Origin of the sequence: Bacteroides sp. AF39-11AC (assembly GCF_003474285.1) — a bacterium.
Classification (GTDB): Bacteria; Bacteroidota; Bacteroidia; order Bacteroidales; family Bacteroidaceae; genus Bacteroides.
Genome location: NZ_QROH01000002.1, coordinates 42,146 through 63,453, shown reverse-complemented (window position 1 = coordinate 63,453; position 21,308 = coordinate 42,146). Strand labels below are relative to the sequence as shown.

Annotated in this window: 22 protein-coding genes; 19 read left to right on the top strand and 3 right to left on the bottom strand. The window is 46.5% G+C overall.

Going from position 1 to position 21,308, the window contains the following annotated elements:
* Window positions 1-5: 5 nt before the first annotated feature.
* The 3 genes from DW036_RS03070 to DW036_RS03060 all read right to left on the bottom strand — a co-directional run bounded on the left by DW036_RS03070 (window position 6) and on the right by DW036_RS03060 (window position 3,364).
* Window positions 6-1,289: a fimbrillin family protein gene (locus DW036_RS03070; protein ID WP_118461204.1), complete on the bottom strand. Its 1,284-nt coding sequence runs from the start codon at window positions 1,287-1,289 to the stop codon at window positions 6-8.
* A 69-nt stretch (window positions 1,290-1,358) separates the two neighbouring features.
* Window positions 1,359-2,405 (bottom strand): DUF5119 domain-containing protein, encoded by a 1,047-nt coding sequence (locus tag DW036_RS03065; protein ID WP_233560263.1) that lies wholly within the window; start codon window positions 2,403-2,405, stop codon window positions 1,359-1,361.
* A 14-nt stretch (window positions 2,406-2,419) separates the two neighbouring features.
* Window positions 2,420-3,364 carry a DUF3575 domain-containing protein gene (locus tag DW036_RS03060; protein WP_118461997.1) on the bottom strand — a complete coding sequence of 315 codons (945 nt, stop codon included), beginning with the start codon at window positions 3,362-3,364 and terminating at the stop codon, window positions 2,420-2,422.
* A 390-nt stretch (window positions 3,365-3,754) separates the two neighbouring features.
* On the opposite strand from DW036_RS03060, the gene DW036_RS03055 reads away from it, so the two are divergent.
* The 19 genes from DW036_RS03055 to DW036_RS02965 all read left to right on the top strand — a co-directional run bounded on the left by DW036_RS03055 (window position 3,755) and on the right by DW036_RS02965 (window position 21,306).
* Window positions 3,755-4,885, top strand: coding sequence for a site-specific integrase (locus DW036_RS03055; protein WP_005777415.1), 1,131 nt, complete (start codon window positions 3,755-3,757; stop codon window positions 4,883-4,885).
* A gap of 133 nt (window positions 4,886-5,018) precedes the next feature.
* Window positions 5,019-5,792 carry a hypothetical protein gene (locus tag DW036_RS03050; RefSeq protein WP_118356352.1) on the top strand — a complete coding sequence of 258 codons (774 nt, stop codon included), beginning with the start codon at window positions 5,019-5,021 and terminating at the stop codon, window positions 5,790-5,792.
* Between the two features lie 176 nt (window positions 5,793-5,968).
* Window positions 5,969-6,367, top strand: a complete 399-nt coding sequence (locus DW036_RS03045) for a helix-turn-helix domain-containing protein (RefSeq protein WP_118356353.1) — start codon at window positions 5,969-5,971, stop codon at window positions 6,365-6,367.
* Window positions 6,345-7,451, top strand: a complete 1,107-nt coding sequence (locus tag DW036_RS03040; RefSeq protein WP_004310190.1) for an AAA family ATPase — start codon at window positions 6,345-6,347, stop codon at window positions 7,449-7,451. Before DW036_RS03045 ends, DW036_RS03040 begins: the two co-directional genes overlap by 23 nt.
* A gap of 106 nt (window positions 7,452-7,557) precedes the next feature.
* Window positions 7,558-8,445, top strand: a complete 888-nt coding sequence (locus tag DW036_RS03035) for a toprim domain-containing protein (RefSeq protein WP_007901068.1) — start codon at window positions 7,558-7,560, stop codon at window positions 8,443-8,445.
* Between the two features lie 233 nt (window positions 8,446-8,678).
* Complete coding sequence (locus DW036_RS03030) at window positions 8,679-9,131, top strand: hypothetical protein (RefSeq protein ID WP_165853113.1); 453 nt, start codon at window positions 8,679-8,681, stop codon at window positions 9,129-9,131.
* A 1-nt stretch (window position 9,132) separates the two neighbouring features.
* The gene (locus DW036_RS03025) at window positions 9,133-9,456 is read left to right on the top strand and encodes a DUF4134 domain-containing protein (protein ID WP_004310187.1); all 324 of its coding nucleotides are present in this window, start codon (window positions 9,133-9,135) and stop codon (window positions 9,454-9,456) included.
* A gap of 61 nt (window positions 9,457-9,517) precedes the next feature.
* Window positions 9,518-9,895, top strand: a complete 378-nt coding sequence (locus tag DW036_RS03020) for a DUF4134 domain-containing protein (RefSeq protein WP_004322059.1) — start codon at window positions 9,518-9,520, stop codon at window positions 9,893-9,895.
* Between the two features lie 13 nt (window positions 9,896-9,908).
* Window positions 9,909-10,202, top strand: coding sequence for a hypothetical protein (locus DW036_RS03015; RefSeq protein WP_004310185.1), 294 nt, complete (start codon window positions 9,909-9,911; stop codon window positions 10,200-10,202).
* A gap of 110 nt (window positions 10,203-10,312) precedes the next feature.
* Complete coding sequence (locus tag DW036_RS03010; protein WP_005777401.1) at window positions 10,313-13,024, top strand: helicase HerA domain-containing protein; 2,712 nt, start codon at window positions 10,313-10,315, stop codon at window positions 13,022-13,024.
* Window positions 13,024-13,662 carry a hypothetical protein gene (locus DW036_RS03005; protein WP_004322062.1) on the top strand — a complete coding sequence of 213 codons (639 nt, stop codon included), beginning with the start codon at window positions 13,024-13,026 and terminating at the stop codon, window positions 13,660-13,662. Before DW036_RS03010 ends, DW036_RS03005 begins: the two co-directional genes overlap by 1 nt.
* 4 nt (window positions 13,663-13,666) lie before the next feature.
* Entirely contained in the window at window positions 13,667-16,198 is a 2,532-nt protein-coding gene (locus DW036_RS03000) for a hypothetical protein (RefSeq protein WP_118356355.1), read from the top strand.
* A complete protein-coding gene (locus DW036_RS02995) occupies window positions 16,195-16,920 on the top strand; it encodes a hypothetical protein (RefSeq protein WP_118356356.1) in 726 nt (241 codons plus the stop codon). Before DW036_RS03000 ends, DW036_RS02995 begins: the two co-directional genes overlap by 4 nt.
* Window positions 16,921-17,124: 204 nt before the next feature.
* The gene (locus DW036_RS02990; protein WP_004310179.1) at window positions 17,125-17,895 is read left to right on the top strand and encodes a site-specific DNA-methyltransferase; all 771 of its coding nucleotides are present in this window, start codon (window positions 17,125-17,127) and stop codon (window positions 17,893-17,895) included.
* A gap of 68 nt (window positions 17,896-17,963) precedes the next feature.
* Window positions 17,964-18,734, top strand: a complete 771-nt coding sequence (locus DW036_RS02985) for a DUF5045 domain-containing protein (RefSeq protein ID WP_005777394.1) — start codon at window positions 17,964-17,966, stop codon at window positions 18,732-18,734.
* 14 nt (window positions 18,735-18,748) lie between these two features.
* A complete protein-coding gene (locus tag DW036_RS02980) occupies window positions 18,749-19,882 on the top strand; it encodes a hypothetical protein (protein WP_004310177.1) in 1,134 nt (377 codons plus the stop codon).
* Window positions 19,883-19,911: 29 nt separating this feature from the next.
* Window positions 19,912-20,301 (top strand): hypothetical protein, encoded by a 390-nt coding sequence (locus DW036_RS02975; RefSeq protein ID WP_004310176.1) that lies wholly within the window; start codon window positions 19,912-19,914, stop codon window positions 20,299-20,301.
* Window positions 20,302-20,307: 6 nt separating this feature from the next.
* Entirely contained in the window at window positions 20,308-20,922 is a 615-nt protein-coding gene (gene traK, locus DW036_RS02970; RefSeq protein ID WP_004310175.1) for a conjugative transposon protein TraK, read from the top strand.
* A gap of 12 nt (window positions 20,923-20,934) precedes the next feature.
* Window positions 20,935-21,306 carry a hypothetical protein gene (locus tag DW036_RS02965; protein WP_004310174.1) on the top strand — a complete coding sequence of 124 codons (372 nt, stop codon included), beginning with the start codon at window positions 20,935-20,937 and terminating at the stop codon, window positions 21,304-21,306.
* Window positions 21,307-21,308: the final 2 nt, after the last annotated feature.

Genomic DNA, 21,308 nt, shown 5'->3' with positions numbered 1-21,308 from the left:
AGGGGTTATTCCACTGGAGATTCTGTTGTTTCAGTACCCCAGTTGTTTACTGTAACCTCATCAATGACAATGGTATGCAGGTTGATGGTGAGTGTGTATTGATATGTTTTTTGCCGTTTCAAGTGCCCTGCGGGAAGCTTGATAACGGATTCAGCATGGCTGGCAATGTATTGTTTATCATTCGTCTCGTCTTTGGTCACAATGTCGTAATGGAAACCAATCTGGATTTCTTCCTTTCCACAACCGGTTCCTTTGGTTGCATCAACATTTGTATCGCCTACGGGAATCAGGTAAAGGTATTGCTTGTCAGGGAACAGGGAAACAGGGGTGGTTTGCGAGTCTTTGGTTATTTTTACACCTGATATGGTGCTGCTGTGCCCTGCTGTCGGGTTTGATTCCGTAATACCACTGTCTGTATTCAGTATGGACTTCAAGCTGAAATCTTTCTCGGGAATAACAGCTTCAGCGTAATCCCAATGCAAGTCTTTCCATGTGGCGGTGGTATAGAACTTGGAATTTTCATTACTGGGGGCTGAAGAGTTGATCAGAGACATATTACCGTCTTTAGCCGATGTACCATGATTGCTTCCCACAATCCACATCTCTGTGATATAGACAAAATTTTCATCGCCGTCCATACCGCTGAATTCTCCGTCTCCCAGTTTTGCCTTAAAAGAGACACGGGAGAGTGTGTGATTGAAGTTGAAACTTATTTTGCCACCGGTATTGGCATCATATTTCTGATCGGTCTTATCGGCAACTACGAGATCAACCATTTCGCGCAGATCCTTTTCTTCTTTGAGCTTAAAGTTGATATAGGGAATCCCCACCGTTGTGGCATCACAGACTGTCACACCTGTTTTTGTTCCCTTTTCCCAATCACTTTCATACGGAGCGTAGGCGAAGAAAGAAATTTTGTCATTTGGGTTGTTTGGCCAATACTTGATTGGAGTGTAGGTCCATCCGCCTGCATTACTGTTCAATGTCTTGTCCCATTTCACCATTTGGTTGTGCATAAAGCCGGGGGCGGTCGAAGACTTGGCTTCTTCCCACGTTTTGCTACCTGTAAAATACCCCATGATACCGAAACCGCCATATTTGTCGCTTGCCTCCGGGTCTTCTTTGATACTGTTATTGTCCGTGTCTATTCCGCGGGTAGAGGTTCCTGTGTACACTCCGAACGCCATCTGTGGGTGTGCGTCCGGGTTGACTTCTGTCACTTCATTCTGCGAGCAGCCTGCTATCAGCAAGGCTGCAAGCGATACTGTCATCACATTGATGGTTTTCATTTTCTTAAATTTTTAAATTAGTTTTATTTTAAATCTCTTGTCTCTTTCTAATTGTTTGTCACTGATTCATCATTCAATCGGTATATCCGTATCTACCTCATCACCCCAACCGTCCACGTCCACATCAAATCCCGAGCCGGAACCTCCTTCGGGCTTCACTTCGGGGATTTTGTCAGTCGTGGCTTCCACGTAGATAGTGATAACTCCCTTGCCGTTGTCTTTCTCCGTCACTTTCACGTTGTCATAATCTCCTGTGAAAACAGTTTTCCCGTCTACCAGCTTTGCTTCCAGATGCAAACGGTGATTTTCGGAGAAGTCGATGCCGAACACGTTAAACGTGGCTGTCAGCGTTCCATTAAAAGGTGAATTTTCATCGAACACCGGATGGGAGAGCGGAAACTCCTGTGTTATACTCTGTCCTGACGTCTTGCCTGTGGCAAGAAAGATAGATTCCGAGATGCCATCCAGCCGACAGATGGCGGAACGGATGTTGTTCAACCCTTCCACACGAATCACGGCTATTACTTCGTGCGACCGTTTTTGCGGTACGAAGTGTAGGGCATAACGTTCATTTCCTGCCGTAGCGGAGTGTGCCGCCTTGCCGTAGGTTGTTTGGGTATAGTTACCAAGCATATCTTCTGTTACTGCGAAGCCTGTCAACGTTGCGGCTGCCAGCTTTTCGGGAGAACCGATGATGATGCGTGTATCCGTATTTCTGTCTATCTGTGTTTCTATATTCTTGTTATATGCTTCCAGCGTTTCATATCCGTCGTTGCCCCGGAATGCGATATTGCTGAAATCGGTAAAGGAGCGGTTGAAAAGGATTACGTTGTAAACTCCTTGCTGTAGTCGAACAGTTTCCTGTGAGTAGTTACCCATTAGGACGATTTTAGGCTTTCCGCCATCAATAGGATAGAATATGGCAGTGGCACCGTGTGCCGCCTCATCCATTCCATTCAGGCCGGATTGGCTCCAATCGACGGTTAGGGTGATTTCTGCTGTCTCATAATAGGTAAGGTCGCGGCGATTGCAACCTATGCAAAAGAACAACAGACAAAGGAGCATCCATTTTTGCATTTGGGCAAATGCCGGCACAATCTGCTTGTTATTTATCATTGACTCCTTGTAACTCATTTAGTATCTCCTTTCTTTACCTTGCGGTTCAGCAGCCACACCAATGATATTTTTGCTTTCGTAGGGCCGAACCATGTGTAGTTTCCGTTCTCCTGCCATAATAAGGTTTGGTAATTATTTTGAGCATGATAGTGACGGTAATCTGTGCGCAGCAAACCTATCCCGATGTTCAATTCCAAATGCAGGTTGCGGGCAATGCGTGTCGCCCATCCGTAGCTGATACCCGCCGCAATGAAAAATTCGCCTTGATAGCCGTTCTCTTTCCATTGTAAATCATATTTGCCCCCTCCGGCATAAAGCCCGACAAAATGTCCTGTCAGCACTTCGCGCTGTTCCCGGTTTTGAGAATTTCCCAACCAATACCGACCTTCCAGTCCTCCCGAAAGGATTTCTAAACAATACCGATTATCCTTCAGCAACCACCATGGGAACATGTATTCTCCATTAACCGACCAGCGTTTACCTATCGGTACTTCGATTTCCACGTTTGGCATCAAGGCGATATTGAATAACAGGTTTGTTTTTAGTGCGAAAAGTGGGCGTTTCGTTTTTCCCGGTAATCTGGAAAGACTGATGTTTCTCTCTGTTGTCCCGCTTGTAAATTGCGGTATTCGGTGTGATTCTTTTTTTAGGCTGTCGAATTTTATACGGGCAGTTTTGGGAAGTGCTGGCAGGGTGTCCGGCTTTATCCATGCCACACAAATGGCGGCATTGCGCAGATAATGCAGCAGATGGTCATGAATGTAGCGGTAAGGAATGCCGTTATCCATGTATCCGCTATCCATCAGTGATTGGCTAAAACGGAAATAAAGCGTCATCGGCTTGCCGGATACCTCCTCAATCGTTCCTTGTACGGCATGGCAGTACGGAAGAGGGATAAATAATAATATGCAATAGACAGCTCCCCGTTTGATAGACTTTATATATTTAAGTATATTCATGATGATAGATGTGTTTTGTTGATAAAACATTAGGATTTATTCTCCTTCCGAAAGGAGGCGATTGACAGGTTGCAGGTCATTATTCAAAGTAATGGCATGTAGCATGGTGATGACTGTTTGTGTACATATAGTTAACATGTCTGTTTTGTTTAGCACCCATTACTTACCAATAATCATAAAGACATATATAAAATGAAAACAAGTTCCAAATAAATATAGATAAATCATCTATATATCAATAATTTATATACGAGTTTTTATTTTCAGTTGTTTTCTACGTTTTCAGTTGCTTTGCTCTTTTTAGGTACATTTTTGTTTCTTGTTTGTTTCTTGATTTCGTTTTTTATTTGTACCTTTGTGATAGGAAATAACGAATAAAAGGACACAAATATGCCAAGGACCAGAAAGCCAATAAAAGTAAAGGAGCCGATTCGTCTTCGGACGAAGGAGTTGGCCAATGGCAGCAAGAGTTTGTATCTGGATATATACCGAAATGGTAAGCGGACATACGAGTATTTGAAAATGTATCTTATTCCGGAAACGGATCGTAATGCCCGCCAACAGAACGAAACGACAATGGCTGCCGCAAATGCAATCAAATCGAAGCGTATCATAGAGTTGACAAGTGGTGAAGCCGGTATCATGAATCACAAGGATAAGGTTTATCTGCTGGACTGGATGCAACTCTATAAAGAGGAACAGAAGAAACGTGGTAAGAAAAACATAGGCCAGATAAAATCTGTTACCGGTATCTTGAAAGAGTATGCAGGAGAAAGATTCACATTAAATCAGATTGACCTCACTTTTTGCCACGGCTATATCGACTATATGCTGACAAACTACCGTCCCAAAGGAAAACCCATCTCGGCTTCTACGCGTAATACCTATTACCAGATTTTCAACGGTGCGTTAAATGCCGCTGTCCGTGCGAAACGGATCTTAAAGAATCCATTCAACGAAATGGAAAAATCGGAGAAGCCCAAGATGCCGGAAAGTGTGCGTTCGTATATGACTATTGAAGAAGTGAGATCATTAATCGCTACACCAATGCAGAACGAAGGGGTAAAAAGTGCCTACCTGTTCTCCTGCTTCTGTGGACTACGTATCAGTGACATTATCGGATTGCAATGGAAAGATGTGTTTATTGACAACGGCCAATACCGCTTGGCAGTAGCCATGCAGAAGACGAAAGAACCGATTTACCTTCCGCTCTCCAATGAAGCGTTGAAGTGGATGCCGGAACGTGGGGACAAGACAGCAGACGACCATGTGTTCGATTTGCCTTCAGGTATCAACCAACTTATCAAACCGTGGGCCAAAGCCGCCGGAATTTCCAAGCGATTCACCTTTCATACCGCCCGCCACACGTTCGCCACAATGATGCTGACATTGGGGGCCGATTTGTACACTGTATCTAAATTGCTCGGTCATACATCTGTAAAGATGACCCAAGTGTATGCCAAAATCGTCAATAAGAAAAAAGACGATGCAGTAAATCTGACCAACGGTTTATTCGATTGACAATGCAATGAACATCAGATATGTAATCACTTATAAGGGTGTTGTTCCGACAGGATTCTCTTTCGGGAGCAACACTCTTATAATATATCATATAAATCCAATTTAAAATATTTCATCATGAAAAGACCTAACAATGGCCCTCTCTCTTTTTGGAGGGAAAAAACATCTGCACCATTTTGTTGCAGAACAGGATGTAGCGAAAGAATTATTCGCATTGCTCGTTGAAGCAAAAACAATGTATCTCCGTGATGTCGTGACGGGCAATAAGCAGTACTACCGTTACGTGGAGGATTTCGTAAACAGCCACCGGTATATCAACTGTGACCATGCGGTCTGCCGGAACTGCCATGAAATGAACATTCATATCGTCAAGGGGCTATTAAACGATTGCTCCCATCTTATCCGAGCATTTTTTACCGAAGCAGACTTCTCGTTCGAGAAGTGTATGGAACTGAAACGAACGTATGATACGTTTGTGCCACCATCACAGTCCGTCACGTGCTGCAAAGATGGACCGACAAGAATTTATCCTCTTTCTTTTGGATGCAATCTCACTCGTAAACAGATGATAGGTATTACAGCTTGTGCCAATGCTTATCATCTGTTTTGCGTTTCTACCCTACACGTTGAAGATATGGAAGCCCTGCTTTCCTGCAAAGAAGGATTCTGTATTCGTGTAAACAATATCCGCCATGTGGCCATCCTGTTTGATACACTCCTTGAGCACTCGTTTATCCAAGCCAAATGGCAGTCCGTTCTCAGTAATGGGCGGTTCTTGCAAACCAAGGATGGAAAAGGATTCGTTTCAGCTTCAAGCCTTTCATCCGCTCTGTCTGCCTTACGTAACAACATGACATCAACAGGTTACGGTATCAGACGAGCCATTGATGAACTGAGAGAGTGGTAAGAAGTGCCAATAAGCGAAGTATGTGAAAGGTAAAAGCGTGACAGTTGCCGTGATACGTGGTTACTATCACGGTACAAACTCACGCTGACCTTTTGGGTTGCCCTATCTTTGACCTCCGTTAGCGCGCTACATAACGGAGGATATACTTCATTGTCTAAATTTATAATAACTCATTTATGCAAAATAATAGATTGACATTCATGGAACGGCTGAGTGAACGGCTTACAAGCGTCGAAGTCATCCTAAAGAAATTAGATCCGATAGAAAGTCTGTTGGAACGCATCGCATTGCTGGAAAAAAATATATATACCACCAAACAGGTGTTTACCTTCCAAGAGGCTTGTATGTATATCGGAATATCCGAGAGTATGCTGTACAAGCTAACATCAGGCAAGGAGATTCCGCACTACAAGCCACGTGGCAAAATGATATATTTCGCCAAAGAAGATCTGGACGAATGGCTTTTGCAGAATTATGAACCAACCGTAGATGAAGCAGCACGTATGGCAAACGAGGCCGCTGCCACACAACCTTTCTTTAATCAAAGACGCCATGGAAAACGAAAGAAGAACTGAATATAATGTGGATATGAGGCCGGAGGAGGATTTCTTATCGGATATCCTCTCCGCCTCGCAGATTCGGGCGACGGATACCTATGAAACGCCGCCACAGATTATCTGGATAGACAACTCGACCATTGCTACGCTCGGCAACTTCAGCGCATCAACCGGCAAGGCGAAATCAAAAAAAACATTTAACGTTTCGGCCATTGTCGCTGCATCGCTGGCAGGGAAACAAGTGCTGAACTACCGGGCGCACCTCCCGGAAGGTAAACGCAAGATTCTGTACGTGGACACGGAGCAGAGCCGCTTCCATTGTCACAATGTACTGGAACGCATCTTGCGGCTTGCCGGACTGCCCACTACAACCGACAGTGAAAACCTCGACTTTATTTGCTTGCGCGAATACTCTCCGGCAATACGCATTGGGGTCATCGACTACGCCTTACGTCAAAGAAAAGGATACGGACTTGTTATCATCGACGGTATCCGTGACCTGATGCTTGACATAAACAGTACCGGTGAGTCCGTGGAAGTCATTAACAAGATGATGGAATGGTCATCAAAGTATGACCTGCATATCCACTGTGTGCTACATTTGAATAAAGGAGATAACAATGTGCGCGGGCATATCGGTACGGAAATGAGCAACAAGGCGGAGACTGTACTGGTCATCAGCAAAAACAACGATTGTCCCAACGTCAGCGAAGTTCATGCGTTACACATCCGTGAGAAAGAGTTTAAACCTTTTGCTTTCACTGTCAATGAGGGCGGGCTCCCGGTTCTCGCAGAAGGGCATTTGTTTGAGAATGCCCCACATCAGAAACCGAAACAGCGGACGGGTTTTATGGAACTAAGCATCGAACAGCACCGTGAAGCCCTTTCCGCTGCATTTGGAGACAAACCCATCCGTGGGTTTGAAAATATGCTGCAAGCCATGATGACTGCTTACGAGGCAATCGGGTTTAAGCGTGGGAGAAACGTAATGGTCAAACTGCTGCAATATCTGACTGACACCTTAAAACTGGTTATCAAACGAGATAAACTTTTTTATTATGACATGACACAGGCAGAAACCATGCTTTTCGATGAAGAATGAGAGCGGGCGCGGGCCTATATAATTCAGTTTAATTTAGTATTTATATATATAGGGGCGCAAACTAAACTAAACCGCTTTTGTACAAACAAGTGAAAAGAAATTTAATATGACCATAGACGAAGCAAAACGAGTGCGTATCGTGGACTTTTTGGCCCAGCTCGGCCACCGTGCGCAGTATATGAAATCAGAGCAATATTGGTATCTTTCGCCTCTCAGGAAAGAGGTGACGCCATCGTTCAAAGTCAATGACCGGCTGAATGAATGGTATGATTTTGGCGAGGCCACCGGAGGCGACCTTGTGGAACTGGGTAAGTACCTTTGCGGAACTAAAAGTGTGAGTGAAGCATTAGCATACATCAAACGGTATGTCAATGGTGTGTCGCTGCCGAGAACCCGGGCGTTGCCCGCAACCTCTCGACCAGTGGAAGCCGACATGAAGAATTTGATTATCGTGCCGCTGCGACACCACGCACTGCTCTCATATCTCCATTCACGTATGATTGATTCGGATATCGGACGAATGTTCTGCAAGGAAGTCCATTACGAACTGCGCCAGAGACGTTACTTTGCACTGGCCTTTGGCAATATATCCGGTGGATACGAGGTACGAAACCCTTATTACAAAGGATGTATCAAGAACAAGGACATTTCCTTGATACCCCAATCGCGTGGTGAGGCACAGAGCCGTGTCTGCCTATTTGAAGGATTCATGGACTTTCTGTCCTATCTAACCCTAAAACAGACGGACGATAGTGCCATTTGCATTAATGCTCCCTGTGACTACCTTGTTATGAACTCGGTCAGTAATCTGAAAAGGACATTGACGTATTTGCAAAAATACACGTATATTCACTGTTACCTTGACAATGACCTTGCCGGACAAAAGACAGTAGAAACCATAGCCGGGATGTATGGCAGATGCGTCTATAACGAATCAAACTGTTATGCCGGTTACAAAGACCTGAACGACTACTTACGTGGGAAGAAACAATGAACAACCCGCTCCCTAAGCCCTCCTTCATCACGGAGGGCTTTTTTATATCCCTACTTTTCCTGTTTTCTTATCCAAAATCATATTTGAATATGATTTTGAAATATGATTTTTGGATTTTGAAAAAATATTATATTGAAACGATACGTTTTATAATCAATAATTTTATCTTTCAAATTATCCATTCTTATTTTGCACACACAACCAAATATAAAAATCATATTATACAAAAATATATGAAATCATATTTTATTTTCACCATTGTCCTGACGGTTGCCTATCTCGTCTATTATGCAGTTATCATCGTGCAGGACCTTTATGGAAAAAAAGGAAATGGCAAGCCGGAAGAAGAGGTATTTGACCTCGGTGCGCCAGAAGATGAGCAGAGTGTGTACGTGACGGAGAGCGATACGGGATTCAATGTGGGTAATGAGAAATATGAAACAGATATTGCCCCTACCGCTTCGCCTGCACCACAGGAGACGGAAACCGCAGACAATAATGGCGAGATAGCCGTGGCGGAGAAGCTAAAACGCCTGAAAGCCCAAGCGGAGGAACAGATGGAAGAAACCGAGACCTACCTGTCGGACGCATACACGGCAGACGAACTATACAAAGCGATGCTTGCCAAAGGAAAGACGGGCAACCGTCCGAAACTGGTATGGAAACCTCTCAAAGACCGATTGTAAAATGTCGAAAGCAAAAAAAATATTATGTGCACTGTGCTTTGTCCCTTATGCGGCATTCGCCAAAAGTGGCAGCGTAAACTACAGTTGGGGTGCAGACGCACTGGCAACGATGCACGACTTCGTGGTGACGATGATGCTGTACGTGCTGTACATCTGCTACGCTGTCGCCTCGGTTTTCGTAGTCGTTGCCGCGCTCCAGATCTATATCAAAATGAACACAGGCGAGGACGGCGTGGTGAAGTCTATCGTATCACTTGTCGGTGCGTGCCTCTTCATCATTGGAGCTTCAATCGTGTTCCCTGCTTTCTTCGGCTACCGCATATAGGTGGCTGACAGAAGTGTAAAATAAATTCAAAAAACAAGAGTACCACAAAAATGTAATAAATATGTTTCAGAAATTTAAAAGAATGTGCCGAAAGGCAAAGAAAACTATCATGCAAGTTTCCACCAAAGTAAGAATGTTAATCATTGCCCTGTTGGGAGGCATACCTGCTATGGCTCAAAGTACGGCAGGCGATTACTCGGCCGGTACGACAGCTCTATCAACCGTAGCGGAGGAAATTGTGAAATACGTTCCTGTCATGGTCAAACTCTGCTATGCCATTGCTGGTGTCGTGGCCATCATCGGAGCCATTTCGGTGTATATCGCCATGAACAACGAGGAACAGGATGTCAAGAAGAAGATTATGATGGTAGTTGGGGCGTGCCTTTTCTTGATTGCGGCAGCCCAAGCATTACCTCTGTTCTTCGGAATTAACGCATAAACAGTCAGGGGAAATGATTAATGACGGACGTTATCCGGATTATCCGCTGTTCAAGGGGTTACAACGGCCTTTGGAGCTGATGGGATTACAAGGTCGCTACATCTATTGGGCGGCAGGCGTGGCTGGTGGAGCCATTGTGGGCTTTATCGCCGCCTACTGTCTTATGGGCTTTGTGGCCGGACTGGTCGTATTGGCAACTGTCTTATCTGCGGGAATCGTGCTTATCATCCTCAAACAGCGAAAAGGGCTGCACAGCAAAAATGTAAAACGTGGAGTGTATGTGTATGCCTATTCGCACAAAGTATGACTATAAGAAAAACCATCACGGCAATGTGTGTGGCTGATTGATTGTTGAACGCGGGCGGGTTCGCCTCCAGCCGAGGCAGACCTGCCCCTATTTAATGAACGCATATCGGAATGACCCTATATATCATTTTATTTTTCATCGCCCTATGTACGGGTATGGCCTTGTCAGTCTATACGTTCGGTACGGGCGGCAAGCGCAAGCACATCTTTCAGAATATCTATTTCTCTGTGGAAGATACAGATGGTGTGGGTGTGCTGTACACCAAGACGGGTGAATATTCCGCCGTCTTAAAAATCGAAAATCCGGTACAGAAGTATTCGGCGGACATTGACAGCTATTACGATTTCACGCATCTATTCTCTGCCCTTGCGCAAACACTGGGCGAAGGATATGCCTTACACAAACAGGACATCTTCGTGAGAAAACAGTTCGCGAAGGAGCCGGAGCATAATCAAGAATTTCTTTCGGCATCGTACTTCCGTTATTTTAATGGGCGTCCGTACACGGACAGCCTTTGCTATCTGACTATCACACAGGAAGCCAAGAAGAGCCGTCTTTTCTCTTACGATAGCAAGAAATGGCGCGATTTCCTCGTGAAGATTTATAAGGTTCGAGACCTACTACGCGACAGCGGTGTACAAGTGAAATTCCTGAACAAAGCCGAGGCAAGCGAATATGTGGACCGTTACTTTGCGATGAACTTCAAAGACCGTACGGTCTCGATGACGAATGTCAAGGCTGACGACGAAACGGTATCTATGGGTGACAAACGCTGTAAGGTGTACAGCCTCGTGGACGTGGACTGCGCCGCACTCCCCTCGCTGATACGTCCCTATACCAATATTGAGGTGAATAATACCGAGATGCCAGTGGATCTTGTCTCGGTGGTGGATAATATTCCGAACGCAGAAACGGTGGTGTACAACCAAATTATTTTCCTGCCCAGTCAGAAGCGTGAACTGGCATTACTCGACAAAAAGAAGAACCGGCACGCAAGCATACCCAATCCGAGTAACCAAATGGCCGTAGAGGACATCAAGCAGGTACAGGACGTAATAGCCCGTGAAAGCAAACTGCTCGTGTACACGCACTTCAACATGGTGGTGGGCGTGCCTGCCGACACCGACCTTCAAAAATGCACGAATCACTTGGAAAACGCTTTTGGGCGCATGGGCATACATATCAGTAAGCGTGCATACAACCAACTGGAACTGTTCGTCAGTTCATTTCCGGGCAACTGTTACAGCCTGAACGAGGAATATGACCGTTTTCTGACCCTCTCCGACGCTGCGGTATGCCTGATGTACAAGGAACGGGTGCAGCATAGTGAGGAAACGCCGATAAAAATTTATTATACTGACCGTCAAGGTGTTCCGGTAGCTATCGACATCACGGGAAAAGAGGGAAAGAACAAGCTGACCGACAACTCGAATTTTTTCTGCCTGGGGCCTTCGGGCAGCGGAAAGAGTTTCCACATGAACTCCGTCGTGCGCCAGTTGCATGAACAGGGGACGGACGTGGTAATGGTCGATACGGGTAACTCATACGAGGGGCTATGCGAGTATTTCGGCGGCAAGTATATCAGCTATACCGAGGAACGGCCCATCACGATGAATCCGTTCCGCATCAATCGGGAAGAGATGAATGTAGAAAAAACGGGATTCTTGAAAAACCTCGTCTTGCTTATCTGGAAAGGTACGCAGGGAACGGTCACAAAGACGGAAGACCGTCTGATAGAGCACGTCATCACGGAATATTACGACGCCTACTTCAATGGTTTCGAGGGCTTCACACCCCAACAGCGTGAGGACTTGCGTAAGAGCCTCGTTATTGATGACCGCAACAGCAGTGAGAAGCGGCACGAAAGCGAACGGGAACGCGCGGTCCGCATCGAGGGTATCATTGACGAGATAGAGGGCCGACGCAAGGAACTGAAAGTGGAGGAACTGTCATTCAACTCTTTCTATGAATATTCCGTGCAGCGCATCCCGGATATCTGTGAGGAGAACCGTATCACGGGCATCGACCTCTCGACATACCGCTATATGATGAAGGACTTCTATTTGGGCGGCAACCACGAAAAAACGCTGAACGAGAACATGGACAGCTCGCTGTTCGACGAGACGTTCGTGGTCTTCGAAATCGACAGCATAAAAGATGACCCGCTGCTTTTTCCTTTGGTCACGCTGATTATCATGGATGTTTTCTTGCAAAAAATGCGCATCAAGAAGAACCGCAAAGTCCTTGTCATCGAGGAAGCATGGAAAGCCATCGCCAGCCCGCTGATGGCGGAGTACATTAAATTTATGTACAAAACAGCGCGTAAATTCTGGGCCAGTGTGGGCGTGGTGACACAGGAAATACAAGACATCATCGGCAGCGAAATCGTGAAAGAGGCCATCATCAATAACTCGGATGTGGTGATGCTGCTTGACCAGAGCAAATTCAAGGAACGTTTCGACACCATCAAGACGATTCTTGGCCTAACAGACGTGGACTGTAAGAAAATTTTTACCATTAACCGCCTTGAAAACAAGGAAGGACGCAGCTTCTTCCGCGAGGTGTTTATCCGTCGGGGCACGACCAGCGGTGTTTATGGCGTGGAAGAACCGCGCGAGTGCTACATGACTTACACGACCGAACGAGCGGAGAAAGAGGCTCTGAAGCTTTACAAGCGCGAGTTACAATGCAGCCACCAAGAGGCTATCGAGGCATATTGCCGCGACTGGAATACCAGCGGTATCGGCAAGGCATTGCCGTTTGCGCAGAAAGTTAATGAAGCGGGATGTGTACTGAACTTAACCACTAAAATAACATCATAATGAAAACGAAAAGGATTTTAATCACCCTGTCACTGGGCTACGGGATAAATATGATGGGGTTTGAAAGCAGCTTGACGCGCGAACAAATCTCTGTCAGCAATCCGGAACTCACTGTTTTGTCCCTCCGGGAGTTTTGTATGCTGTCCAAGGAGAACCTGCTCCGCATGGATGACATGACACCGGACAAAGTAGCCGCCATCGAACGGTTGTTGGCAGAGTATTCCCTTCGGTTGGGTATGTCCGATGTAGAACTGGAAGCGTATTTGAACCGGTATTATGAAGAAAACCCCAAAGAAAAGGAGTTTTACGATATGTGCGACAGGCTATGTAACAGCAAACCTGTCTTCGATGAAAACAGGTTTCGAGAAGAACTATTCAGGGAACTGAACAGTAGTCCGATGAGTGAAAAAAGACTAAGTGACTTGGGATGGCTACGTTATCAGACCGTGCGCGAAACTTATCTAAACCAGCCTTTCTTTTTGAGATGGTTCGGCTCCCAAGAAGCCCGGATCAAAAGGGCCATCAAGGATACTACCATCATACATGATATGTTCTGCCGACTTGTCACGGAGAATTGTATCGAATCTGAACGGTGGTATTTCAATCACAAGGAACCGGAATACATAAAAGAGGTCTGAAACGATGAAACGGCTGTTTATCTTTTGGGTTATCCTATTGCCTGCCCTGACACAGCATGTTCACGCACAATATTACAGCGTGAACTATGACGCTCGTACCGTGGCGGCCATGGCCGCAGCATTCGGCACGGAGGCAGTAGCCGAAAGCTACTACCGCGAGCAGGTGGATGATATTCTGAAACACTATACAGCGGCAGAAGTGGCGGCAGCAGGGATATTTTCTTCCAAATTTTTGGAACACAAGGCTCTGTCCGACCTTGGCATCTGGTGCAGCAGCACGGAAAATTACTACTATCGTCGAATTTACCACATGGTGGCAGAAAAAATCATGCCGAAAATATGGGTGGTGGCGAAGCTGATGCTGCGCTCACCACAAACAGCAATCCACTGGGGCAGCTACCTGATGAAAGTGTGCGACGATACGAAGAGCCTGTGTATGCAGTTCGAAAGTGTGGTGACAAACAGCACGCTGTCGTTCTCGGACATCGCTTTTCTGGAAATTGACCGTGACATTGCCACCTTGCTGAACCTCGCAGAACTGGGCGGTACCGATTGGCAACGGATGTTGGACAACTTTACCAAAGTGCCGGGCAATTTCACGATTGAGAACTTAAAGGGCGACATTGACAACCTTTATAACATGGGCGTAGGGCTGGCAACATCAGGTATGGAGAACCTCGGTGACGCTCTACTGCAAAGTAGTGCGTTCCATGACCTGTTGGGTGGCAAAGTCAATGAAATCGGCAACCTGTATGAACACTACGGTACTCTCTTCGAGCAGGCGGAACATGACATCGGCAGTCTGCTAATCGACATGATGGGCGGTCAGGATAGCGTGGCCGCATTGTTCAATTTCAGCAACTACGACCTCACATCGTGGATGACCGACTATATGGACAATGCTGTCGGGAACTATTACACGCAACGGTGGTATATCGCACGGCGTGATCAAGGAAGCATTTCTCTATGCGACTACTACCCACCGACAGACGACAACAGCATATTGAACGGGGGCGCATGGACACGCTTTAACACGAGTGATCCGGGATTTTATCCGAACGCTTCGCAACGGGAGCAGGCCCTCGCCAATTCAGAACGGTATGCCGGATGGTCAAGAAGCCGAGTGCAACAGCTCAACAATAGCAACGATGGCTACACCTATACTATCAATACCCGACAACAGGCCTATATCATCAGTAAGGGTAACAAGCAGACAAAGAAGGCATACGCCTACGAGATACACGTGACACAGAGTTGGAATCGGACGGAGGTGGTCTATGAGGATGTCTTCAATTCCTATTCGATGGATTTGAATACGTTCAAAGCGCAGCTCAATGCCCGCCTCTCGGAGTTCAATGACAACGAGGAAGGCTATGTCTATTACATAGCATCCGATGCACGGAACTATTATCAGGCGACGGACGCCGCAAAATTGCAGGGATGCGAAAGCGTGACCATCAGTGTAACCTGTTCAGACGGGGCGACGCTGGGGCAAGGCTCGACACAATACAAGTGTCGCAAGTGTGGCGGCTCACTGGATGCCCACTCCAAAGAGTGTGTCATGCAGACCTCGGTAACGGAGAACGAACTGGACCTTTCAGAACTGGACGCACTGATACGGGAAGCGGACAATCAAGTCGCCGTTCTTCAATCTCAGATTAGTGCCTTGGAAAAGGAAAACGCCGACCTTCTGAAAAAAATTGCCGAGGCGAGCGTGGAAGACGCAGCAGCTTACCGGCAACAATATAACTCCAACCGGACACGTATCGAGGAACTGAAAAGCGAACTTGCCGAGTGGCAACAAAAACAGAAGGAGTACGCAGATGCGAAGCAGGAAGCGGAAGCAGAGAACGATGTGCCGACAGATGATTACTACCGCCTACCGGCTATCATGCAGGATTGCAAGACAGCCTATAGCCTCACTTGGCAGGACGGAGGTACATGGAGCGGCTATACGTTCGTCCGTAAGGCGACGATGCCGAACATCAATGGTATCATTACGTTCCGTGCGACTATTTCTATCGCACGGAAGCCGAAATACTTTCTGGGTATCAAGATTCACCGTGCCATTATCCAAATCAGTTGGGAATTGACTTCGGCATACACAGACACGCACGTTGCCGATGTACTGACACTCGATCCGAACCTGTCGAACGAGGAAAAGACTAAAATCGTGAATAATCGCATATCGGAAATCGCACGGGAATATCCCAACTGTAAAATCACTACCGAGTATGCCCGTACAGAACCTATGGAAGAAGTACCGAACAGCGACGTGTACCACCTGCTTTGGTCAAGTGACCGCCTCGAAATCGCACGAGAAGTGGATTCACGTATCACGAAAATATACGCCGACCTCGTATCCTTGGAGAAGATGATGCACTACAAGCGGAACATCATCGACGTACTGAAGGATGTGCTACCGGAACTCGATACGGACGAGGGGCGTAGGCTGACACTCGTGGAAGAGTGCCATGACCGCTGGGTAGAAAACGCACGGACATCCCGAAGTGGCAGAAAGGAGGTACGGCCATGAAACGCACTATACTGATAGCCATTACGTTGCTTGCGCTACTACCCGATGTCGCCAAGGGCCAATGGACATTCGATATCGTGTCGGTGGAAGCGTACATAAATGACCACAAAAAACAACGCAGCCTGTTGCTGGCCCGAAGCACGCTGGAATACAGCAACCAACTGCTGCACGAGTACAGCCGTGAGGAGACGGGCAAATACAAGGAAGTAAATATCGACCTTGACCGCTATACCCGTGCCTTTGATGTCATCGACGTGATGTACCAGTCCCTGCGGACGGTGCTGAACGTGAAGGATACCTACAGTTCGGTAAGTGACCGTATCGGTGACTATAAGACCATGCTGGAGGCTTTCCATGAGAAAATCCTGAAACATGGGAACATCGGGCCGTCAGACGCACTGATACTGACTATCAATGAAAAAGCAATACGGGACATCGCCAACGAGGGCGAACACCTCTATAAGTCGGTGAGCGACCTCGTGCTGTATGCCACGGGCGCAGCGGCCTGCTCGACCAGCGACCTGCTTATGGTACTGGAGTCCGTGAACAAGTCGCTGGACAGCATTGAGCAACACTTGAACCGGGCATACATCGAGACATGGAGATACATACAGGTACGTATCGGCTACTGGAAATCGAAGATTTACCGGGAACGTACCAAACGGGAAATTATTGACGGTGCTTTCGGACGATGGCGCAATGCGGGACGACTGGATTATTGACGGTAAAAGAGGAAGGAGGTAAATAATGCCACAAGTTAGATTATGACTTCTATGTACCGAAATTGATAAGGAATATCTTAAAACGCAGGAAAAGCGTTTCGTCCTGAATGTTCGGAGAAGTACAAACAGAGAAAGAAACTTTAAGTACAAACAAGTCTATCTGGCCTATAACCAAGAGGCAAATGGACATTAATAAAAGATGTAATGAAAAAGATCGTTTTTGAAAAAGACATTACGCTATATAAAGCCGATTGCCTTGAAGTAATGCCTCTTCTCCCAGAATCAAGTATTGATTTAGTTCTATGCGACCCACCTTTTGGAATTACAGCCTCGCAATGGGATAAGATAATACCATTCTCGAAAATGTGGGAGGAGATTAGAAGAGTGAGAAAGGATAATGCGCCTACGGCTTTATTTGGCAGCGAACCGTTCAGCAGCCTTTTACGCTGTGGCAATTTAGCCGAATTTAAATATGACTGGGTATGGGAAAAGTCAAAAGCAAGCAATTTCCTTCTTGCTAAAAAGCAACCTCTAAAAGCGCATGAGCTAATCAGTATCTTTTGTAACGGCAGAACTCCTTATTATCCAATCATGGAGGAAGGTGAGCCTTATGAGAATCGTACAAAGAGAGGAAGTAACTGGACAGGAGTAAACAAGGTACCAAATCCTACATTCAGAAATGAAAACAAAGGAACGAGATACCCACGAAGTGTGAAATATTTTAAAACTGCGGAATCAGAGGGCAAAACGATTCATGTTAATCAAAAACCAGTCGCATTGTTGAAATATCTGATAAAAACATACACAAAAGAGGGTGACACAGTCCTTGATTTTGCCTCTGGAAGCATGAGCACTGCAATCGCCTGTATTCATACGAATAGAAAATGTATTTGTATTGAAAAGGATGATATGCACTTCTTGCGGGGAGAGGAAAGGATTAGAAATGAATATAATATAAAAAGAAATGTGGAATAATACTGGTGATTAACTGATTGAAGCACATTGAGTATTGAAAGATTAATAACAAATAACCGAAAGTAAATATGGACAGAATACTCTTACTCGTGACGGTTACAATAATTGCAACCACGGCGGCAAAGGCACAATCCGTGACCTATAACCACGATTCGCCGAAACAAAACCAAGTAACAGTAATGGAAACCGGTACGGGAGCACTCTCGCCCGACCTCTACTATTCCATACTGCACAACAAGTATAAAAAGTCGGCAGCAGTCAAGAACAAACTGTCGTTCCGCACACTGGCGGGCGTCAACCTATACAACCAAACGGACGAAGCTGAAGCCATCGACTCGGCATTGGTGAGCCGGGCAAAGATAGAAGCCTTGAACGTGGCTGACCGTCAAGCGGACATCGCATGGGTCGCTGAAGGCGATAAGGTCAACGGACAGATGGTACGGCTCAAACGAAACATAGACCGTATCTTGCCTGTCGGGGGGACACCGGAGGATAAAGACAGATGGACGGAATATTACCATATCTACCAGTGCGCCATTGATGCAACGAAAGATGCCTATATGCCCAACGCACAGCGGAAGAAAGAGTATCTGCGCATATACGAAGATATAACTCGACAGAACGAAATCCTTGTCGGCTACCTTGCCAAACGGCAGAATACTACGATAACAAGTACGCTACTGAATGCTACCGCTGACCGTACTCTGGATAAGGAGAGTATTGTCCGCGATGCGGTGAACCGATGGCACGAATCGCGCTTTGCCGTGCGCGGCCCGCAATCAGGCAATAACACGGGTGGCAGCGGCGACGGAGATGAAACAGTAAACAAAGGGAACTGAAAAAACAAAAACGTATGGCAGACGGAAATATACTCTCGGATTTCGGTATTAATATCCTTGAAGAAGAAATAGACGATGTGATTTTTCAAACGAACGAGTTCCTGACTGATGCGACTTTTACCGGCTCGCAGGGACCGTTCTGGTGGATACTACAAATGTGCATGGCACTGGCTGCCCTGTTCGCTATTGTGATGGCAGCGGGAATGGCGTACAAGATGATGGTGAAACATGAGCCACTGGATGTGCTGAAGCTGTTCCGTCCTTTGGCTGTTTCAATCATCCTCTGTTGGTGGTATCCGCCAGCAGACACGGGTATGGCTGGCAGTGGGAGCAGTTGGTGTTTCCTTGACTTCCTGTCTTACATCCCGAACTGCATCGGCTCGTACACGCATGATCTGTACGAGGCAGAAGCCACCCAAATAGCGGACAAATTCGAGGAAGTGCAGCAACTTATCCATGTACGTGACACGATGTACCAAAGCTTGCAAGCACAGGCAGATGTCGCTCACACGGGTACCTCCGACCCGAATCTGGTAGAAGCGACCATGGAACAAACCGGAGTGGACGAAGTGACGAAGATGGAGAAAGACGCAGCCGAACTGTGGTTTACCTCACTGACGGCAGGAGTCATCGTAGGTATCGACAAAATCATCATGCTTATCGCTCTGATTGTGTATCGTATCGGATGGTGGGCAACCATCTATTGCCAGCAAATCCTACTGGGCATGTTAACAATATTCGGACCTATACAATGGGCGTTCTCGCTGTTGCCCAAATGGGAAGGTGCATGGGCGAAGTGGCTTATAAGGTATCTGACAGTACATTTCTATGGTGCAATGCTCTACTTCGTCGGCTTCTATGTGCTACTGTTATTCGACATTGTACTGTGCATACAGGTAGAAAACCTGACGGCAATCACAGCAAGCGAACAGACAATGGCGGCCTACTTGCAAAACAGCTTCTTCTCCGCCGGCTACTTGATGGCGGCAAGTATCGTGGCACTGAAATGCCTAAACCTCGTGCCGGACTTGGCAGCATGGATGATACCTGAAGGCGACACGGCCTTCTCTACACGGAACTTTGGAGAAGGTGTGGCGCAGCAGGCCAAAATGACGGCTACGGGCGGTATCGGCTCGATGATGAGATAATGATAAACCTAATATTAAATATCCAAAAGATGAATGTACAACAGAAAATTGAGAAATGGTGCAGGAACGAGCGTTTCGTGCACTATGCAAATGAACGCATAAGCGAAGAACTCGTTTATGCACCTAACCACCGAATTGATCCGGAATATGAAGAACTGGACGAAGCCATTACATGGGACAACCGATATATTGTCCCTATGATGACTTACCTTACCTATCGTCTGCAACTGGTCAAATTGCAGAAAAATGCCAAGAATCGAAACCGCCGTGTCTGGTGGATATTCGTGCATGTAATCATGCGGGAAGATTACACACAGCTTTTTGACGGGAAGTTCGAAAAATTTCTGACGGAGTTGCATGATACAGTCATGACAATGTTACATGACGAATACACACGATTGTCTAACAAGAAAAAATAAAGGTATATGGTCATCAAACATTTGGAGAATAAAATCCGACTGGTGGGCATCATCTGCACTGCTTTTCTTGCAGGGTGTATCATCATCAGCGTATCAAGTATCTGGACTGCCCGGACAATGGTGACGGACGCGCAGAAAAAGGTGTATGTGCTGGACGGAAATGTACCTATACTCGTAACCCGCACGACGATGGACGAAACACTGGACGTGGAGGCCAAGAGCCACGTAGAAATGTTCCACCATTACTTTTTTACTCTCGCACCGGACGACAAATACATCCGCTATACGATGGAAAAAGCGATGTACCTGGTCGATGAGACGGGACTGGCACAGTACAATACCCTCAAGGAAAAGGGATTTTACTCCAATATATTGGGTACGAGCGCGGTGTTCTCGATATTCTGTGACAGTATCTCCTTTGACAAAAAGAATATGGAGTTCACCTACTATGGTCGGCAGCGAATCGAGCGCCGGAGTAATATCCTGATGCGCGAACTGGTTACGGCAGGGCAACTTAAACGTGTGCCGAGAACGGACAATAATCCGCATGGACTGCTCATAGTAAACTGGCGCACATTGCTGAACAAAGATATCGAGCAAAAAACAAAGAGTAACTATTAAATCACCAAAGATATGAATATCAAAGGATTCAAACGGATGTTGTTCGGCGAGAAGATGCCGGACAAAGATGACCCGCAGTACAAGGAACGCTACGAGCGAGAGGTGCAGGCCGGGCATAAATTCGCCAAGGCGACACGCATCGACCAAGCGGCGGCCAAGGTGCAGGGCTTTGCCAACGCACACCGGACGCTGTTTCTGGTCATCGTCTTTACATTCGTCATCGGAGCTTTCGTATGGAACGCCTACCGCTTGGTAACTGTGTACAGACACAGTCCGGTAAGTCGCACGGCGACGGAAAAGCAGGATTCAGTGCTTCGGGAACGGCACAAGCTGTTGCAGGAAGTCGAAATAAGGGAACATAAAAACAGAGGGGACAAACCATAGTA

Excerpts from the sequence above, each read along its gene's own strand:
- DW036_RS03070 (WP_118461204.1), bottom strand. The coding sequence starts at position 1,289 with ATGAAAACCATCAATGTGATGACAGTATCGCTTGCAGCCTTGCTGATA.
- DW036_RS03065 (WP_233560263.1), bottom strand. The coding sequence starts at position 2,405 with ATGATAAATAACAAGCAGATTGTGCCGGCATTTGCCCAAATGCAAAAA.
- DW036_RS03060 (WP_118461997.1), bottom strand. The coding sequence starts at position 3,364 with ATGAATATACTTAAATATATAAAGTCTATCAAACGGGGAGCTGTCTAT.
- DW036_RS03055 (WP_005777415.1), top strand. The coding sequence starts at position 3,755 with ATGCCAAGGACCAGAAAGCCAATAAAAGTAAAGGAGCCGATTCGTCTT.
- DW036_RS03050 (WP_118356352.1), top strand. The coding sequence starts at position 5,019 with ATGGCCCTCTCTCTTTTTGGAGGGAAAAAACATCTGCACCATTTTGTT.
- DW036_RS03045 (WP_118356353.1), top strand. The coding sequence starts at position 5,969 with ATGCAAAATAATAGATTGACATTCATGGAACGGCTGAGTGAACGGCTT.
- DW036_RS03040 (WP_004310190.1), top strand. The coding sequence starts at position 6,345 with ATGGAAAACGAAAGAAGAACTGAATATAATGTGGATATGAGGCCGGAG.
- DW036_RS03035 (WP_007901068.1), top strand. The coding sequence starts at position 7,558 with ATGACCATAGACGAAGCAAAACGAGTGCGTATCGTGGACTTTTTGGCC.
- DW036_RS03030 (WP_165853113.1), top strand. The coding sequence starts at position 8,679 with ATGAAATCATATTTTATTTTCACCATTGTCCTGACGGTTGCCTATCTC.
- DW036_RS03025 (WP_004310187.1), top strand. The coding sequence starts at position 9,133 with ATGTCGAAAGCAAAAAAAATATTATGTGCACTGTGCTTTGTCCCTTAT.
- DW036_RS03020 (WP_004322059.1), top strand. The coding sequence starts at position 9,518 with ATGTTTCAGAAATTTAAAAGAATGTGCCGAAAGGCAAAGAAAACTATC.
- DW036_RS03015 (WP_004310185.1), top strand. The coding sequence starts at position 9,909 with ATGATTAATGACGGACGTTATCCGGATTATCCGCTGTTCAAGGGGTTA.
- DW036_RS03010 (WP_005777401.1), top strand. The coding sequence starts at position 10,313 with ATGACCCTATATATCATTTTATTTTTCATCGCCCTATGTACGGGTATG.
- DW036_RS03005 (WP_004322062.1), top strand. The coding sequence starts at position 13,024 with ATGAAAACGAAAAGGATTTTAATCACCCTGTCACTGGGCTACGGGATA.
- DW036_RS03000 (WP_118356355.1), top strand. The coding sequence starts at position 13,667 with ATGAAACGGCTGTTTATCTTTTGGGTTATCCTATTGCCTGCCCTGACA.
- DW036_RS02995 (WP_118356356.1), top strand. The coding sequence starts at position 16,195 with ATGAAACGCACTATACTGATAGCCATTACGTTGCTTGCGCTACTACCC.
- DW036_RS02990 (WP_004310179.1), top strand. The coding sequence starts at position 17,125 with ATGAAAAAGATCGTTTTTGAAAAAGACATTACGCTATATAAAGCCGAT.
- DW036_RS02985 (WP_005777394.1), top strand. The coding sequence starts at position 17,964 with ATGGACAGAATACTCTTACTCGTGACGGTTACAATAATTGCAACCACG.
- DW036_RS02980 (WP_004310177.1), top strand. The coding sequence starts at position 18,749 with ATGGCAGACGGAAATATACTCTCGGATTTCGGTATTAATATCCTTGAA.
- DW036_RS02975 (WP_004310176.1), top strand. The coding sequence starts at position 19,912 with ATGAATGTACAACAGAAAATTGAGAAATGGTGCAGGAACGAGCGTTTC.
- traK (WP_004310175.1), top strand. The coding sequence starts at position 20,308 with ATGGTCATCAAACATTTGGAGAATAAAATCCGACTGGTGGGCATCATC.
- DW036_RS02965 (WP_004310174.1), top strand. The coding sequence starts at position 20,935 with ATGAATATCAAAGGATTCAAACGGATGTTGTTCGGCGAGAAGATGCCG.